General features: G+C 71.0%; 14 protein-coding genes. 1 reads left to right on the top strand and 13 read right to left on the bottom strand.

The features are described 5' to 3' along the window. Positions 1 to 29: 29 nt before the first annotated feature. Positions 30 to 2,024: a TIGR03960 family B12-binding radical SAM protein gene (locus KSO97_RS03235; RefSeq protein WP_232676455.1), complete on the bottom strand. Its 1,995-nt coding sequence runs from the start codon at positions 2,022 to 2,024 to the stop codon at positions 30 to 32. Positions 2,025 to 2,071: 47 nt separating this feature from the next. Beyond that, positions 2,072 to 3,823 (bottom strand): MDR family MFS transporter, encoded by a 1,752-nt coding sequence (locus tag KSO97_RS03230; RefSeq protein ID WP_232676454.1) that lies wholly within the window; start codon positions 3,821 to 3,823, stop codon positions 2,072 to 2,074. A 55-nt stretch (positions 3,824 to 3,878) separates the two neighbouring features. Here KSO97_RS03230 and KSO97_RS03225 point away from each other — a divergent pair, with 55 nt between their 5' ends. Next, positions 3,879 to 5,003, top strand: coding sequence for a calcium:proton antiporter (locus KSO97_RS03225; RefSeq protein WP_232676453.1), 1,125 nt, complete (start codon positions 3,879 to 3,881; stop codon positions 5,001 to 5,003). Between the two features lie 98 nt (positions 5,004 to 5,101). On the opposite strand, the gene KSO97_RS03220 is transcribed toward KSO97_RS03225, so the two are convergent. The 11 genes from KSO97_RS03220 to KSO97_RS18160 all read right to left on the bottom strand — a co-directional run bounded on the left by KSO97_RS03220 (position 5,102) and on the right by KSO97_RS18160 (position 17,571). Then, the gene (locus KSO97_RS03220; protein WP_232676452.1) at positions 5,102 to 5,965 is read right to left on the bottom strand and encodes a hypothetical protein; all 864 of its coding nucleotides are present in this window, start codon (positions 5,963 to 5,965) and stop codon (positions 5,102 to 5,104) included. Continuing rightward, positions 5,962 to 7,587, bottom strand: a complete 1,626-nt coding sequence (locus KSO97_RS03215; RefSeq protein WP_232676451.1) for a copper resistance protein CopC — start codon at positions 7,585 to 7,587, stop codon at positions 5,962 to 5,964. The genes KSO97_RS03220 and KSO97_RS03215 overlap by 4 nt, the downstream gene beginning before the upstream one ends. A gap of 47 nt (positions 7,588 to 7,634) precedes the next feature. Further along, complete coding sequence (locus tag KSO97_RS03210) at positions 7,635 to 8,390, bottom strand: YcnI family protein (RefSeq protein ID WP_232676450.1); 756 nt, start codon at positions 8,388 to 8,390, stop codon at positions 7,635 to 7,637. 112 nt (positions 8,391 to 8,502) lie between these two features. Further along, positions 8,503 to 9,069 (bottom strand): hypothetical protein, encoded by a 567-nt coding sequence (locus KSO97_RS03205; protein ID WP_232676449.1) that lies wholly within the window; start codon positions 9,067 to 9,069, stop codon positions 8,503 to 8,505. Positions 9,070 to 9,179: 110 nt separating this feature from the next. Continuing rightward, positions 9,180 to 10,421: a rod shape-determining protein RodA gene (gene rodA, locus KSO97_RS03200; RefSeq protein ID WP_232676448.1), complete on the bottom strand. Its 1,242-nt coding sequence runs from the start codon at positions 10,419 to 10,421 to the stop codon at positions 9,180 to 9,182. After that, positions 10,418 to 12,532, bottom strand: a complete 2,115-nt coding sequence (mrdA, locus tag KSO97_RS03195; RefSeq protein WP_232676447.1) for a penicillin-binding protein 2 — start codon at positions 12,530 to 12,532, stop codon at positions 10,418 to 10,420. Before mrdA ends, rodA begins: the two co-directional genes overlap by 4 nt. Further along, positions 12,519 to 13,064 (bottom strand): rod shape-determining protein MreD, encoded by a 546-nt coding sequence (mreD, locus tag KSO97_RS03190; protein ID WP_232676445.1) that lies wholly within the window; start codon positions 13,062 to 13,064, stop codon positions 12,519 to 12,521. The genes mrdA and mreD overlap by 14 nt, the downstream gene beginning before the upstream one ends. After that, positions 13,061 to 13,909: a rod shape-determining protein MreC gene (mreC, locus tag KSO97_RS03185; RefSeq protein WP_232676444.1), complete on the bottom strand. Its 849-nt coding sequence runs from the start codon at positions 13,907 to 13,909 to the stop codon at positions 13,061 to 13,063. Before mreC ends, mreD begins: the two co-directional genes overlap by 4 nt. Positions 13,910 to 13,987: 78 nt before the next feature. Continuing rightward, positions 13,988 to 15,019 carry a rod shape-determining protein gene (locus KSO97_RS03180; protein WP_232676443.1) on the bottom strand — a complete coding sequence of 344 codons (1,032 nt, stop codon included), beginning with the start codon at positions 15,017 to 15,019 and terminating at the stop codon, positions 13,988 to 13,990. Between the two features lie 222 nt (positions 15,020 to 15,241). Next, positions 15,242 to 15,700 carry a hypothetical protein gene (locus KSO97_RS03175; protein ID WP_232676442.1) on the bottom strand — a complete coding sequence of 153 codons (459 nt, stop codon included), beginning with the start codon at positions 15,698 to 15,700 and terminating at the stop codon, positions 15,242 to 15,244. Between the two features lie 146 nt (positions 15,701 to 15,846). Continuing rightward, positions 15,847 to 17,571, bottom strand: a complete 1,725-nt coding sequence (locus tag KSO97_RS18160) for an alpha/beta hydrolase (RefSeq protein WP_232676441.1) — start codon at positions 17,569 to 17,571, stop codon at positions 15,847 to 15,849.

Here is a 17,571-nt window from a genome sequence, read left to right as displayed (position 1 = left end):
CGGGTGCGACGCCGACTCGGCGTCGCCGCTCACATCACGCTGAGGGGCAGCAGCTTCTGCCCGGTGGGGCCGATCTGGATCTCGGTGTTCATCTCCGGGCAGACGCCGCAGTCGTAGCAGGGCGTCCAGCGGCAGTCCTCGACCTCGACGTCGGAGGACCCGTCGGCCACGGCGAGCGCGTCCTCCCAGTCCGACCAGAGCCAGTCCTTGTCCAGGCCGGAGTCGAGGTGGTCCCACGGGAGCACCTCGTCGTAGGTGCGCTCACGGGTGGTGAACCAGTCGAGGTCGACGCCGGTGCCCTGGAGCGCGGTCTGCGCAGCCGTCATCCAGCGTTCGTAGGAGAAGTGCTCGCTCCAGCCGTCGAAACGACCGCCGTCTCGCCAGACCGCCTCGATGACGCGGCCGACGCGGCGGTCGCCCCGGGAGAGCAGTCCCTCGACGATGCCGGGCTTGCCGTCGTGATAGCGGAAGCCGATGGCTCGTCCGAACTTGCGGTCCTCGCGCACGAGGTCGCGCAGTTTGCGCAGACGCTCGTCGGTCGTCTCGTGGTCGAGCTGCGCGGCCCACTGGAACGGGGTGTGCGGCTTCGGCACGAAGCCACCGATCGAGACCGTGCACCGGACGTCGTTGCGTCCGGAGACCTCGCGGCCGGTCGCGATCACGCGCTTGGCGAGCTCGGCGATCTGCAGGACGTCCTCGTCGGTCTCGGTCGGCAGGCCGCACATGAAGTAGAGCTTCACCTGACGCCAGCCGTGGGAGTAGGCAGCCGCCACCGTGCGGATCAGGTCGTCCTCGGTGACCATCTTGTTGATCACCTTGCGCATCCGCTCGCTGCCCCCCTCGGGGGCGAAGGTCAGCCCAGAACGACGTCCGTTGCGGGAGAACTCGTTGGCCAGGCTGATGTTGAAGGCGTCCACGCGGGTCGAGGGCAGCGAGAGCGAGACGTTGGACCCCTCGTAGCGGTCGGCCAGTCCGGTCGCGACGTCGGCGATCTCGGTGTGGTCGGCGCTGGAGAGGCTGAGCAGGCCGACCTCCTCGAAGCCCGACTTGCGGATGCCGTTCTCGACCATCGCCCCGATGGTCTCGATCGAGCGCTCGCGCACCGGTCGCGTGATCATGCCGGCCTGGCAGAACCTGCAGCCACGCGTGCAGCCACGGAAGATCTCCACGCTGAACCGCTCGTGCACGGTCTCGGCGAGCGGCACCAGGGGCTTGGCCGGGTAGGGCCAGGCATCGAGATCCATCAGCGTGTGCTTGCGCACCCGGTGCGGGATTCCGTCGCGGTTCGGCACGACGGCGGCGATGGCGCCGGCGTCGCTCGCGGTGCCGTAGCTGACGTCGTAGAAGGCCGGCACGTACACGCCGCCGGAGACGGCGAGCCGTCGCAGCACCTCCTCGCGCCCACCCGGGCTGCCCTCGCCCTTCCACTCCCGCACGACCTCGGAGATTGCGAGCACGACCTCCTCGCCATCGCCGAGCACCGCGGCGTCGATGAAGTCGGCGATCGGCTCAGGGTTGAACGCCGCGTGACCGCCCGCGAGCACGATGGGGTCGAGGTCGGTGCGGTCGGCGGAGTGGATCGGGATGCCGGCGAGATCGAGGGCGTTGAGCATGTTGGTGTACCCGAGCTCGGTGGAGAAGCTCAGCCCGAAGAGGTCGAAGTCGCGCACCGCTCGATGCTGGTCGACGGTGAACTGCGGGATCGGGCCGTGCTCGTCCCCGGCGCGCATCACGGACTCGAGGTCGGGCCAGACGGCATAGGTCCGCTCGGCCACGATCCAGTCGCGCTCGTTGAGCACCTCGTAGAGGATCTGGACACCCTGGTTGGGCAGGCCGACCTCGTAGGCGTCGGGGTACATCAGGGCCCATCGGACGGTCGCGCCCTCGGGCGCGCAGTCCCACTCCTTCAGCGTCGAGTTCAGCTCGCCGCCGACGTACTGGATCGGCTTGGCGACCGAGGAGAGCCGCGGCTCCAGGCGTGGGAAGACGCTGGCGCCGGGCAGCTGCGTGGTCGTGGTTGCCATGGGGCCGAGTCTAGAGAGCGACCGGCGATCGGCCGACTCGCCGATCGCTACCCCTCGCGTTCCTCCGCGGGAACCGCGGCACGCGCGGCCGCCATCGCAGAGGTGTCGCGCAACCGCACCGCCGGCATCAGGAGCAGGATCAGGAATGCCACGAGGCCGGCGCCTGCAGCGATCAGGAACACCCGGTCCATCGACTCCGAGAAGCCGACCTTGATCGGGTGCGCGATCTCCGGATCGAGCCGCTCGATCACCGAGGAGTCGTCGGCCACGGTGTCGAGCGCACGCTCGACCTCCGGGCTCGCCATCGCGGCGGCGACGTCGGGATCCTTGGCGGCGGCGTCGGAGAACGCCGTGGTGATGTTGCCCCCCAGGGTGCCGAAGAGCACCGAGAGCAGCGCGGCGACGCCGATCGTGCCGCCGATCTGCCGGAAGAACGTCGCCGACGACGTCGCCATCCCGATCTCGCTGGGAGGCACCGCGCTCTGCACGGTGAGCAGCAGCGGCTGCATGCACTGCCCCAACCCGAGTCCGAGCAGGAACATCGGCACCATCACGACCCGCAGGTCGGTGTCGGCCGAGACCAGCGAGAGCAACAGCAACGCGACCGTCGCCATGGCCGAGCCCACGATCGGGAACATCCGGACGTGTCCTGTGCGCGCGATCATCCGCCCGGAGGTGATCGACGCCAGCATCATGCCGACCACCATCGGCAGCATCAGCAGACCGGACTCGGTCGGCGAAGCGCCGTGCACGATCTGCAGGTAGAGCGGGAGCAGCATGATGCCGCCGAACATCGCCACGCCGACGGCCATGCTGGCCGCGATGGTCACCGCCGCCGCACGGATCCGGAAGAGGCGCGGTGGGATGAGCGCGGCGTCGCCCAGCCTGCGCTCGATGAGGACGAAGCCGAGCAGACCCAGCGCGCCGATGGCGTACGCCGTCGCGGAGCGACCCGAGAGCCACCCCCAGCTCCGACCCTGCTCGGCGACCGTGAGCAACGGCACCAGCGTGATCGCCAGGAAGGCCGCCCCCCACCAGTCGATCCGTACCCCGCGACGTCGGGTGGCCGGCAGCCGCAAGGTGCGTGACACGACGACGAACGCGACCAGTCCGACGGGCACGTTGACCAGGAACACCCAGCGCCACCCGGCGATCCCGGCGATCTCGTCGCGACCCGCAAGGAAGCCGCCGACGAGCGGTCCGAGGACACTCGAGGCACCGAACGTGGCCATGAAGTACCCGGTGTACTTGGCGCGTTCGCGCGGCGAGACGATGTCGCCGATGATCGCGAGCACCAACGGGATCAGGCCGCCGGCTCCCAGACCCTGGATCGCGCGGAAGGCCGCCAGGCTCGTCATCGACGTCGCGAACGAGCAGAGCGCCGATCCGGCGACGAAGATCGTGATCGCGAACATGAAGAGCCGCTTGCGGCCGTAGATGTCGCCGAGCTTGCCGAAGATCGGCGTCGTGATGGTGCCGGTGATCAGGTAGGCGGTGGTCACCCAGGCCTGTTGGGAGAGCCCCTGGAGGTCGTCGGCGATCGTTCGGATCGAGGTGCTCACGATCGTCTGGTCCAACGCTGCCAGGAACATGCCGAGCAGCAGCCCGGAGAGGATCGTCAGGACCTGCGCGTGCGTGAAGTCGCCGACGGGGCCGCCGCCACCGGACGAGGCGCCACCGGACGAGGCGCCACCGGACGGGGCGACGGCGGCGGGCACGGGGGTGTCGGGGGTCGCGGGGGTCTCGGCACCCGCAGCGCGCTCGGGCTGGATCGGGCCGGCTCCGGTACTGGTTGTCATCGACAACGGAATCTACCCCCCGATGAGGGATGGGCGCGCTCGATAGGGTGAGGTCGTGAGCGCGAGCACCCGGGGCAGATTCAACTGGACCATCATCGCCCCTCCGGCCGCGCTGGTACTCCTGGTGGCCACCTGGGGCCGGGACCTCCCGATGCCCGTCGTGGTGCTGGTCGGGATCGCCCTGGCCGCCTCGGTGCTGGCCGCCGTGCACCACGCCGAGGTCGTGGCCCACAAGGTCGGCGAACCCTTCGGCTCCCTGGTGCTCGCCGTCGCGGTCACGGTGATCGAGGTGGCCCTGATCGTGACGCTGATGATCAGTGGCGGGAGCGACACCTCCACGCTTGCCCGCGACACCGTGTTCGCCGCCGTGATGATCACCCTCAACGGCATCGTCGGCCTGGCGCTGGTCATCGGCGCGCTGCGTCATCACCTCGCGCGGTTCAACCCCGAGGGCACCGGATCCGCGCTGGCGACGGTGATCGCGCTCGCCGGCGTGACGATGGTGCTTCCGCGTTTCACCGAGGCCGAGGCCGGTCCGGAGTTCTCCGGGGGGCAGCTCGCCTTCGCCGCCGTCGCCTCGCTCGTGCTCTACGGCATGTTCGTCTTCACCCAGACCGTGCGCCACCGCGACTTCTTCCTCCCGGTGGCGGTCAGCTTCGACGGCAAGCCCGCAGTCGACGGCCCGCTCGACGAGGACGGCGACGGGCACGCCGACCCGCCGTCCTCGACGGAGGCCTGGCTGAGCCTGGCGATGCTCGTCGTCGCCCTGGTCGGCGTGGTCGGCCTGGCGAAGGTGGCATCGCCGTCCATCGAGGACGCCATCGCCTCCTTCGGCTTCCCGCACTCCTTCGTGGGCGTCGTGATCGCCCTGCTCGTGCTGCTGCCGGAATCGATCGCCGCCGCCCGCGCCGCCGCCCGCAACCGTGCGCAGATCAGCCTGAACCTCGCCTATGGCTCCGCGATGGCCTCCATCGGCCTGACGATCCCCACCATCGCGATCGCCTCGATCTGGCTGGACGGGCCGCTCGACCTCGGCCTTGAACCGACACAGATGGTGCTGCTGGCGATCACCGTGGCCGTCAGCCTCCTGACCGTCGTCCCCGGCCGCGCGAAGCCGGTCAACGGCGGCGTGCACCTGGTGCTGCTGGCGTCCTACCTCTTCCTCGCCGCCAACCCGTAGCCGTCCCCGCTCCCACCCGGCGTTGACCCGTCTCCAGGTAAAGGGGCCCCCCCCACGGGAGCGCCGTTCCCCCGTCTTCATCTGAAGACGGGTCAACCTCACTCGACGACGGTGGAGGTCAGGGCGACCTGGTGGACGAAGCCGTCGACGCGGACCTGCACGAAGAACCGGTAGCGGCCCGGCTCGGTGAACGCCGTGTGGAAGGTCAGTTCACTGCCGTCCTCGGTCGTCTCGGGCGGGCCGAGCGGGTGGACGTGCACGAAGGCCCCGGTCTCGACGTCGAAACCCGTCACATGGGCGTAGGCGCCCAGGTACGTGCCCAGGTTGACGACGCCACGCCGGCCGTCGCTGACGGTGAGGGCGATGCGCTCGTCCGAGCCGGCCTGCATCGCCGGCGGCGCCTGGACCGTCACGACGCCGTCCGAGCCGACGGACTCCTCGCCCACCGGTTGCGGACGGTACGCACCACGCACCACGACGGGGACGCCGAGCACGACGTGACTGCCGTCCTCCTGCGCGGCGGGGAGGAACTCCGCGACCACGCGGTAGCGCCCCGGGTCGGTGAGGTCGACGCGAGCCGTCCAGACCCCGTCAGGCCCCAACTGGGGGTGGATGTGCCGGAAGTCGCGCAGATCCTCGCGCACGACGTAGGCGTGTACGAGCTTGGTCTGCTCCTCGATCAGGTCGCGCACGACGCGCCCGCCCCCGTCGAGGATCCGGAAGCGGACGTCGCCGGGAGTGCGTGACTCCGTCGGGAAGTCCTCGATGACCAGCCGGTACCCACCGGCGACCGCGGTCGTACCGTCCCCGACGACGGTGTTGTGGGTGTGGGTGGCGCCCTCCGCCGCTGGCACGAGCACGGTGCGGCCGGGATCGGCGGGCGGCGCCTCAGTGGAGCATCCCGCCAGCATCAGCGCCGTCACGATGGCGCCGAGGCGCACCGGCATCGTCATGCGACTCATCGCACCTCCAAGGTCAGCAGCGTCACCGGATTGTCGAACTCCGAGGCGCGCAGGCTCACCTGCAACGCCCACGTGCCGGACGTCGGGATCACGACGTCGGCCTCGTAGGTGCCCGCGCCGATCGGGGTGACGGGGAGGGTGCCGAGGTCCACCGAGCCGTCTGCCGCCTCCAGCGACAGCACCGGCGCCGCGAAGCCGTCGAGCGGCTCACCCTGCTCGTCCTGGATCTGCACCGAGATGACGTTGGGGCCGCGTACGCCGGGCGCGATCGTCGCGAGGGAGCGGGCCGTGCCGAGCTCAGCCGCGACCACGCGCGACGGCACGGTCTCCCTCACCGCCGGCGCCTCGCGCGGGGACTGGTTGACCAGGAATCCGGTCACCCCGACGAGCACCGTCAGGAGCACCGCCTCGACCCGCACTACCGCCCGCACACGGTCGACGCCGCGTCGACGCGCGTCGTGGCCGACGCCTGCGGTCGCACCCGGCAGCACCACGAAGCGGTTCCAACCGGCGATGAGTGCCACCACCGCGGCGATCGCGACCTTGACGAGGAGCAGACGTCCGTAGCCGGTGTCGACGAGCGGACGCCAGCCCTCGAGGATGCGCCAGCCCATCAGCGCGCCGCTGACGGCGAGCACGCCGAGGGCCGTCGCGGCGACGGTGGAGAAGCGGGCGAGCACCCTGGCGGCGTCCCGCTCGCGACCTCGCAGCGCAGGCAGCACGACCACCAGGCCGACAAGACCGCCGAACCACACGGCGCCGGCGACCAGGTGCAGCACGTCGGTCACCGCGACGAGCAGCACCGGCTCGATGGTGCGCGAGTGGCCGACCAGGACCGGCGACAGCGCAGCCAGCGCCGCACCCGCGCCGGCGATGCGCGGCCGGGCCGCCGCGAGCAGCCCGACCGTCAGGCCGACGACGGTGAGCGCTGCGACGGCGACGTCGTCGCGGATGAACTCCCACTGCCAGGCGCGGTCCAGCTCGGCGAGGGTCAGACCCTGCCGGTAGGCACCCGCGAGCGGGACGACGAGCAGCGCGCCCGCCCCCGCGACGACCGCCGCCATCGTCGCGAGGCGGCGCAGGCGACGCCGCACCGCGTCGTCCAGCCGGACGCCGCGCAACGCCCAGGCCGTGAACAGGATCAGGCCCGCACTCACCAGCAGGCCGAGATAGGCGACGGCCCGGGCGATGCTGAGGTCGGTGCTCGTGCCCGCGGCGTCGACGTCGAGCTGCGGTGCCGCGACGACCAGGCTCGGCGCGCCGATCGAGAAGCTGAGCGAGCCGGCGATCGGGTGGCCGTCGGGCGAGGTGGCTCGCCAGACGACGACGTAGGTGCCGTCGTCGAGGTTGTCGGGGATCTGGGTCGCGATCTCGGCGTCCCGACTACGCGAGGTCGAGTCGACCGGCTCCCCCTCCGCGTCGAAGACCTGGACCCCGTCGGCCGGGAGGGCGCCGGCCTCGTCGAAGGTGAAGGTGATGACGCCCGGTGAGGCATCGAGGACGGCGCCCTCGGCCGGATCGGTCGTGACGAGAGTGGCGTGGGCGGAGGCCGGCGATGCGCCCATCACCACCAGGAGGGCAGCCAACGCCAGCGCCCAGGGTGCCAGGAGCGCCACCACCACCGTGGTGGACGCTCCCGGCCTCCGGGTCCGATCAGGCCGAGGCAGGGTCACGCCTTCCGGCCGCTGCGCGCCAGCGCTGCCCCGCCGGCGAGAAGCCCGAGGACTCCCGCGACCAGGCCTGCGATCGCCAGCCCGTTGCCGCTGTCATCGGCCGCGGCGTCGGCGCTCTCCGCGTCGCTGTCCGCGCCACCCTCTCCGTGACCGTCCTCGGCACCGTCGGTCGCGTCGTCGGAGTCGGCGCCCGCGCCGTGGTGACCCTCGCCGTCGGCCGCCGTCACCACGAACGACGGTGCGGGAGTGTCGAGCTCCTCGGCATCCTGTCCCTCGGCCGGGATCTCGGTCCACGCCGTCTCGCCCTGCTGGCAGGTCTGGATGGTCGGGAAGTTCAGCGTCTGCCCCTCGGCGTCCTCGGGGATCTGCAGCGAGAGCTCGAAAGCGTCGCGCTGGCCGTCGGGCAGCGGCGTCTTGGCGGTATAGACGACGGTGGCGGTGCGCTCGGTGAGCTCGTTGCCGTGGGCGTCGGTGACGGGCGGGGCGAGCTGCTCCTGCTGCTTCTCGATCGTGTAGAGCGGGTTGCGCGTCGGCGTGACCGTGTTGATGCCCTCGGGAATCGAGATCGCGATCGACGTGGTCGGAGAACCGTCGCACCCGTGGCCGTTGCTGAACGTGATGACGGTGTAGGCGCCCGCCGCGGTGGTCGTCGGCGTCGCGGTGACGTGCGCCGAGGCGGGGGCGATCGCGGCGAGACCCACGATGCCGGCGGTGACGGTGACGGCGCCGAGGCGCGCGAGGGTGTGCTTCATGAGGTGATTCCTGTCTGCGAAATTGTTCGTGGCCGCACCACGCGTCGCGGATGCGGTTCCGACCGGCCTCCCGTGAGGACGGCCAGGAGGGAGCGCCGCCCGGCGGCGGCGCCTAACGAGAGGCAGACAGGAGCGGGGGACCACGCCGCGCGAACGCCGTCTCCGGGACGGCGGGGCGCGGACCCGCGTCCGTCGTCGCAGTGAGCTCGGCGCCCCACCGGGGCACCTCGAGCAGGATCGGGCGGGACCAGGTGACGACGACATCCATCGCGCGGTCGCGCAGCGACCAGACCAGCGCCGTGACGACACCTCCGGCCGCGTGGACGGCGAGCATGCGCGGCTCCAGCACCTCGTGCTGATGCCACCCGGAGAACGCGGTGCCGTGCATGCCCGCGTCGTCGGCCAGGGAGGGTCCGGCGGTCAGCAACGCCATCCAGGCGTGCAGCAGGACCTGCACACCGACCAGCACCGGCGCCATCACCCGAATCGGCATCCGGCCACGGTGCACGACCATGCCTGCGGCGAACACCGACGCCGCCATCACGGCGATCCAGCCGGCCCCGGGCAGGTGACCCCCGGCCCAGGCATGGGCCAGGACGAGGACGAGCGTGATCTCCACAGCGGAGACCGCCGCACGCGGCAGGGCGCCGCGGCGTCGGATCACCCGGACGGAGAGCATTCCTCCATTTTGCCCGCCCGTCCGTAGACGCCCCTCATCGACCCCGGCGTAGCGGGGCTCGCGTCACGTCGGACCCGGCACGGCGGTGCTGTCCAGCGCCCCGGGACGGCTCACGGGCGGCTGAGAGCGAAGCGCCGCGGGCGCATCCGGGCGGCCGGTGCCGTCGCGGTTCGGCTGGCGATGTTCAGCAGCAGGCCGATCGCGAGCATCGAGGCGAACATCGAACTGCCGCCGTAGGAGACGAACGGCAACGGCACGCCCGTGACGGGCATGATGCCCAGGCACATACCGATGTTCTGGAAGGCCTGGAACGCGAACCAGCACGCAATGCCTGCAGCCGCGACGCGACCGAACACGTCGTCGGTGCGGACCGCGATGAGCAGGGCGCGCCAGATCAGGACTCCGAGGAGAGCGACGATCACCGTCGCGCCGACCAGGCCCAGCTCCTCGCCGGCGACGGTGAAGACGAAGTCGGTGTGCTGTTCGGGAACGAACCCCGAGCGAGTCTGCGATCCCCCGAAGAGGCCCTGGCCGAACAGCCCGCCGTTGCCGACCGCGATCCGTGCCTGCTCGACGTTGTACCCGGCGCCTCGGGGGTCCAGCTCGGGGTTGGTGAAGGCCATGAAGCGGTCGATCTGGTAATCCTCCAGCACCCCCGCCATCACGGCACCGGTGGCGGCGAGCACGCCTCCTCCACCGAGGGCGACGAGCCAGCGCCGCGGTGTGCCGGCGGCGGCCAGCACTCCGAAGACGGTCGCGGTCAGCACGAGCATCGTGCCCAGGTCGGGCTGCAGCAGGATCAGCGAGGCCGGCAGACCCGCGATGAGCAGCATCGCGACGACGTCCACGAGGCCGAGTCGGGTCAGCCAGCGTCCCTCCGATCGCTCGGCCACGACGAGCGCCATGCCGACGACGACGGCGAGCTTGGCGAACTCCGAGGGCTGGATCGACATGCCGCCGAGCATCAGCCAGGACTTCGAGCCGTTGACGACCGAGCCCATCACCAGGACGAGCACCAGGCCGATGATCGAACCGACGTAGACGACCGGCGCCAGGATGCGCACCCACCGGTGGTCGACCAACACGACGGCGACCAGGAGACCCAGGCCGATGCCGAGGTTGACCACCTGACGCTGCACGAACGCCCGTGGATCACCACCACTGAGCTCGGCCTCCGCGCTCGTCGCCGACCACACCAGCAGGCACCCGATCAGGCTCAGCACGAGGACCGAGCCGAGCAGCAGCCAGTCCAGACCGGCGGTCGGCGTGCGCCGAACCTCGTCGACCCGCACCTGGGACGAGGTGGAGTAGGCCGTCGTGGCCGTGCCCGCCACTCCGATCGACGTCGTCATCGGCTCGCAGCCTTCCGCTTCGGGGGGAGGATCGCACCGTTGCCGGCGAAGACCGGGAGATCGGCGGGCGGCGTGGTGCCGGGGATCGCCGCGGTGCTCGGGCGCACGCGCTCACCCTGGACGCCGTAGAGCGCCTCCCAGATCGCGCGGATGCCCGGCCCCGACGTCCCCGACCCGGTGCCGCCCTGGCTGACCATCATCACCACGACGTAGTCGTCGGAGTAGGAGGCCACCCACGACGTCGACTGCTTGCCGTAGACCTCGGCCGAGCCGGTCTTGGCGCGCACGTTGACCTGGTCGATCGGGAACCCGCCCATCCTCCAGGCCATGGTGCCCTGACGGGTCACGCCCTCCAGCGCACCGTCGATGTAGTCCAGCAGTCGCTTCGGGACGCCGACCCGTCCGGTGACCTTCGGGGCGATCTCGCGCAGCACCGTGCCGTCGGCGGCGACGATCGCCTTCGCGATACGCGGCGCATAGAGCTTTCCCCCGTTGACCAGCGCGGCGTAGGCACGGGTGAGCTGCAGCGGCGTGACGATCGTGTCGCCCTGCCCGATCGCGAAGTTCGCGGCGTCACCAGCGCGGTAGGCGAAGCCCTCCACGCAGAACTCGCGGGCGAACTTGTAGACGAAGTCGGAGGTGTCGGCCGTCTGCGGCTTGTCGGCCAAGCCGCAGTAATAGTCCTTCTGCGACTCGTAGTAGGCCTGCTTCCAGCGACGGTCGGCGATCCGACCGGACGCCTCGCCCGGCATGTCGATCCCGGTCTTGCGCCCGAAGCCGAATGTCTTGGCCTCGCTGACCAGCGGGTCCTGGGCGTCGACGTCGGCGACGTCGCTGCCGAAGCGACTCCAGTAGTCGTAGCCGATCCGGTAGAAGAAGGTGTTGCAGGAGACCTCGAGAGCCTTGGCGAAGCTGATGTAGCCGTAGGCGCCGGACTCGTAGTTCTTGAAGTCGCGATTGCCGACACGGAAGGCCGAAGAGCAGTTCAACTGGGTGTCGGTGCTGTAGCCGTGGGTGAGGGCGGCGGCCGTCATGAACGGCTTCCAGGTCGAACCGGGAGCGAACTGCCCCTGCGTGGCACGACCGAGCAGCGGAGTACCGGCGCGCTCGGAGTAGAGCCGCGCCAGCTGCTTCTTCGAGATCCCACCGACCCACACCTCGGGGTCGTAGGTCGGCTGGCTGGCCATCGCCACGATCCGGCCGGTGTCGGCCTCCATCACGATGGCGGCACCGGAGTCGGCGACGTAGTTGCGCCCGGTCACCGTGTCGCGGGTGGCCCGCGCGGTCGCGATCATCGTGGCGAGCTGCTGCTCCACGACCGACTGGACCTTGGCGTCCAGCGAGGTCACCAGGGTGTCGCCGGGCTGGGCCTCCACCACGCCGCCGTCGCCGATGGTGCGGCCCATCGAGTCGACGGCGACGCGCTCGTATCCGGGCATGCCGCGCAGCCACCGGTCGTACTGCTGCTCGATGCCCGCTCGACCCACCACCGACGCGCCGTTGACCGAGCGATCACCGCTGTTCTCGGCGTTGTCGAGCTCGTCCTCGGTGATCGGGCTCAGATAGCCGAGCAGATGCGCGGCGTTGATGCCGAAGGGCTGGGGGTAGGCCCGAACGGACTGTTGGCGGACGACGACGCCGGGGAAGTCCTCCGGCTGCTCCAGGATGCGCTGGGCCTGCGGCTGGCTGACGTCGAGCGCCACCGGCACGGGCTGGTAGGGCGAACCGTTCCAGCAGACGCCGGGCATCGAGTCGTCCTGCCCGCAGCTGACCAGCTTGCGGGCCAGCCGGTTCGGCCGCTGTCCCACGACCCGCGCGACACGCTTGAGCAGCTTGCGCTGATGAGCCTCGGGCAGCTTGCCGAGCACCGTGCGGTCGACCGAGACCACCCAGGTCAGTCGGTTGGTGACCAGCGGTCGACCCTGGTCGTCGACGATCAGGCCGCGCGTCGGCTGCACGACGACCTCGCGGATCGACTGCGAGGTCGCACGACCCTGGTACTCCTCCCCGCTGACGACCTGGAGGTAGTACAGCCGCGCGACGAGCGTGGCGAACAAGGAGAAGACCAGCACCTGGATGACGACCAGGCGCAGGCGGCTACGCGTACCCATGGACCCGGACCGCCTCGAGACGATCACGATGGGAGATCCGCCGCAGACCGCGCGTGATGCGCCCGAGGAGCAGCGCCGCCAGGACGACGTCGGCGACGACCCCCGCCAGGACGACGTCGAGGAGGGCCGGCACAGCACCCACGTGGTCGGCAAGGATGAGGCCGGACAGCGCGAAGAGCGATGCCCCGAAGAAGGAGCAGGCGGCTGCGGCGACCACCGTGGTGCCCCAGCTCGGCGAGCCATCGGGCCGCACACGCCCGGCGACGTAGCCCACCGCGAGCAGGGCCAGTGCCCAGCGCCCGGCGACGTGATCGGAGGGCGGGGCGAGATCGACGAGGAGCCCGGCTGCGAAACCGATGAGCATGCCCTCGCGTGAGCCGTAGGCCAGGCCGCACGCGACGACCACGAGCAGCACGAGGTCGGGGCCGACGCCGCGCCAGGTCAGGTGGGGAACGAGCGAGGTCTGCAGCACGAGGGCCGCGACGACGAGCAACCCCAGGACCAGCGGCCGCATCCCGGCAGCGCGCGTCATCGCAGGCTCCCGTCGGCCTCGACGATGGAGCGGTCGCTGGCGGTGCCCGAGGGCACCACGACGCCGACGACGTCCAGCCGTGCGAAGTCGACGAACGGCTCGATCACGGCACGCTGCGTGGTCTCGCGCGGGCTGGCATAGACCTCGATCACGCGCCCGATGGGCACGCCGGAGACGTAGGGGCCGTTGCCGCCTCGGCTACCCCACGTCACCACGGTGTCCTCGCGATGCGGCACGACCGTCTGGTCGACCAGTTCCAGGTCCAGTCGGGCGTCCGAGCCGAGACTGCCGCGGCCGCGCAGGAAGCCGAGATCCATCGACTGACCGATCCTGCCGCCGACGGTCGAGTCGGGATCGACGACCAGGAGCACGGTCGCGGTCGTGGCACCGGCTCGGATGACGCGTCCGACCAGGCCGTCGGCGTTCACGACCGTCAGGTCGGGCCGGATCCCCGACTCGGTGCCGGCGTCGATGGTGACGGTGCCGGAGAAGGACTGCGACGGTCCGACACCGATCACGCGGGCCGGCACCATGGCGCGCCCGAGGTCTGCCGCCGCGGTGGTGAGCCGGTCGTACTCGGCGAGGCGGTGCCGGTCGGCGTCGTCGGTGCGTACCCGGGTGCGCAGATCTGCGTTCTCCTCCTGCAGGGCACTCAGTTCCGCGCGCAGGTCGCCGCGGGTGCGGAACGACTCGGGCAGCTCGACCACCGGTCGCACCGCGGCCGAGACACTCGACTGGGCCGGACCGACGACCTCCGCGACCGCGTCACGAGCAGGATCCACGAGCCCGGACGCGCCGCGATCGAGCAGCATCAGCGAGACCGACGCCAGCACCAGGGCAGCCACGAGCGATCGCGACGGTGTACCGGGTAGCTGCGTCTCCCCCGGGGATCGTCCCCACGCGCGCCGTTCGAACATCACCGCTCAGCTCGCCCGCCGGGTGTCGCCGACGAGGACGGCCTGCAGCGCCTCGAACTCCTCCACGCACTTCCCGGCACCCATCGCCACCGACTGCAACGGGTCGGTCGCGATGTGTACGGGCATCCCCGTCTCGTGACGGATGCGGTCGTCGAGCCCCCGCAGCAAGGCGCCGCCGCCGGTCAGCACGATGCCCCGGTCCATCAGGTCTCCGGCGAGCTCGGGCGGCGTCTGGTCGAGGGTGACGCGCACCGCGTCGACGATCGCCTGGATCGGTTCGTCCAGTGCCTGACGGATCTCGGAGGCGGAGATCGAGACGGTACGCGGCAACCCGCTCACGAGGTCTCGCCCACGCACGTCGGCGACGGGCTCCTCGCGGTAGGGGAAGGCCGAGCCGATCGACGTCTTCAGCTCCTCCGCCGTGCGGTCGCCCAGCAGCAGCGAGTAGGTCTTCTTCATCCAGGCGACGATCGCCTGGTCGAGGTCGTCGCCAGCGGTGCGGATGCTCAGGGAGGTGACGACACCGCCGAGGGAGATCACCGCGACCTCAGTGGTGCCGCCTCCGATGTCGACGACCATGTTGCCGGTCGGCTGGTGCACGGGCAGGCCCGCGCCGATCGCGGCGGCCATCGGCTCCTCGATGATGTAGACGCGGCGGGCGCCGGCCTGGTATCCGGCCTCCTTGACCGCGCGCTGTTCGACGGCGGTGATGCCGCTGGGCACGCAGATCACCATCCGGGGCTTGGCCATGTAGCGCCGACGGTGGACCTGCTGGATGAAGCGGCGCAGCATCTGTTCGGTCGCCTCGAAGTCGGCGATGACGCCGTCCTTGAGCGGCCGGAGTGCGGTGATGTTGTCCGGCGTCCGGCCGACCATGCTCTTGGCCTCGTGCCCCACGGCGAGCACCTCGCCCGTGCGTTCGTTGCGCGCGACGACGCTCGGCTCGTCGAGCACGACGCCGCGTCCGCGGACGTAGACCAGGGTGTTGGCGGTGCCGAGATCGACCGCCATGTCACGGCCGATGATGCTGTTCGCCATGAGCGCGCCTCACTGCTCGTGCGCAAACCGGGGAAGGAGGCACAACGTGCGCACGAGGCGTCGCACCCGGTAGCGAGCGTAAGTAGTGGGACTGGTGTGACGCAGGAGGCGCGCCGCGCGTGTCGCGTCCGGGTCGTGCGCCCGTCCGACGAGGACCGTGCACCGCTCAGCCGCCTGGATCCACCGGTGACGCCTGCTGCGCGAGGGTCCGTGGCGTCAGGCTCAGCCGTCGGCCTCGGTGAGCCAATAGTCGCTGCGCTCGGGCGGGACCTCGACGCAGGCGCCCCGGACAGCGAGCACCAGCCACTGCGTCGGGCCGTCGATGCGGTGGTCGACCGTGACGTCGATCTGCTCGTCGCCGCCCTCGACCGGCGGCGCCACCCCCGTCACTCTCTGCGCTCCGGGGATCGCCACGACCTCACCGAAGACCGGAACGTCATCGCCGGTGAGTGCGGTGAGCGAGACCGTCGTGCCCGGAGCAGGCTCGAAGCGACCGGTGTACTCGAACTGGAAGCTCTCGAAGGTGTTCGGCCCGCTTGAGCGGCACGGCCGGTAGCGACCGGCTCCAGCCATCACCTCACCCGGCCAGCGGCGTTGCACGGCAGCCTCCAGGGTGGCCGCTACGTCCTGCACCTGGTGGCGCTGCCGTACGAGCTTCGCCGTCGACGTCGCGTCGTCCACGGGTCCTCCCCTCGCGTCGTGGTCTCCAGTGGTTCCGCCCGTGCAGGCTGCCACGCCCACCAGTGCACCCAGCACCAGGACGCGGAGGACACGGGGCGACCAGACCCAGGAAGCAGGCGGATGGCCACTCGGCTTCCCTCTGCCTGTCACCGCGTCGGCACCGGTGTCGGCCGACGATCCCACTCCGGGTCGTGGGGCCCGCCGAACAACGGATCGTGCTTCGGCTCCGCCCGCAGGACGTCCCCGTCGTCACCGACGACGATGCGCGCGAGGTTGTGCAGCGACTCCGAACCGGGGTCGAAGTAGCGCGAGTGCTGCTCCAGGGAGGGCCGATCGCCACGCCCTGCGTCCTCTGCGCGGAAGCGTTGGGCACCGAATGAGTCCTCCGTCGGATCGTCGCCCATACCGGCGCCGTTCAGCGTGGAGAGGTTGATCCAGCCGTGATCACCGAGAAGGGCGACGGGGTCGCGACTGTTGGCCGCGGCCCACACCTGGCCGCGCTCCAGGCCCAGGTCACCGACGTCGTCGTTGTGCCCACCGACACCCGGACTGCCGACGAAGGCCAGATCGTCGACCGCCAGGCCGCCGTCGTGTGCTGCGTGCCCGGCCGTCGTCGAGCCGTAGCTGTGCGCGATCACCGTGAGGTGAGCCGGATCGCCGGAACGGCTGGCGCGCAGGCCATCGATGGCGTCGGCGAGCCTGCGTCCGCCGTCGGCAGCCATGTCCTCACGGACGACCGCCGCGCTGTCCGCGCCGCTCGGCGCGTCGTAACCGATCCAGGCCATCGCCGCGGACGACTCGTCCGGCGCGACCATCCGGGCGGCCTCGTAGAGGTCGAGAGCCCGCGCTGCCTGCTCGGGCGCCGACGTCGCGTCCGTACCGAGACCGGGGACGAGCACGGCGAGATTGTCGGCCGCGTCGGGGTCCCCCGCCGCGATGGCGATGCGACCGTCGCTCCCGAAGGCATCGGGGTCGTAGAGGTAGAGCGACGACCGCACCGGCTCGGCCGTGACGAGGTCGTCGCGACCCTCGATCTCCATCAGGGCGTCGTGGGCCGCCTCGGCGTTCTCCAGCCGACGACGTTCGCCGTCGCTCGCGACACCCGCCTCCACCGTGTGCCTCAGATCGGCGAGGTCCCGCACGAGGCGGACGTGGTTCGCCTCGTCTCGCACGGCCGCCGGGATCCCGTCGAGGTTGCCGATCGAGCCCGGCGACGCCGCGATCAGCGCACCCTGCTCCGCCTCGCCCAGCGCGTCCCACCAGCTGCGGATCTCCGACGGGGTCGCGCCCGCGCCCGGGAAGGTGTGCAGCGCCGGATCCGCCGGATCTGGCACTCCCCCGTACAAGCGCTCGACGGCCGCCAACTCCAGTACCCGCTCCAGCTCCCGGACCATCGCCTGCTCCTCGACCCGGAGATCGTGCGTCCAGCGCACGACCTCCGAGTCGAAGTCGGCGATCGCTGCACTCAGCGAGTTCGCCGTGGCATCGGCGTCGGTCCGCTGCTGGGGAGTCGCCGCCTCCGCGCTCGCGATCTGCCAGGCGGCCAGGTCGACGACGAGACGCCGACGGCGAGCGAGAAGGTCGTCTCGCCGACACCCCAGTGCGATGAGCTCGTCCGCGTGCGTTCCCGTGCGCTGGGCGACGCGACGCAACGCCAACGACATCGCCTCGGAACGATCGCCGATGGCACCCACCCGGCGGTGGTAGGCACGTGAGGCGACACTGTCGGTCCAGTCGCCGACACGTGCGGCACCGGAGGCGAAGGTGCCGAGGTCGTCGATCTGGGCGGACGCGGCGAGCCAGGCCGTCGAGGTATCGCGCACCAGTTCGGGCGCGACGTCGAACGATGGCACCTCCGTCGGTGGGGCCAC

The sequence above is a fragment of the Nocardioides sp. R-C-SC26 genome, assembly GCF_021246465.1.
GTDB lineage: Bacteria > Actinomycetota > Actinomycetes > Propionibacteriales > Nocardioidaceae > Nocardioides.
This window is presented reverse-complemented; position numbering and strand designations above follow the sequence as displayed.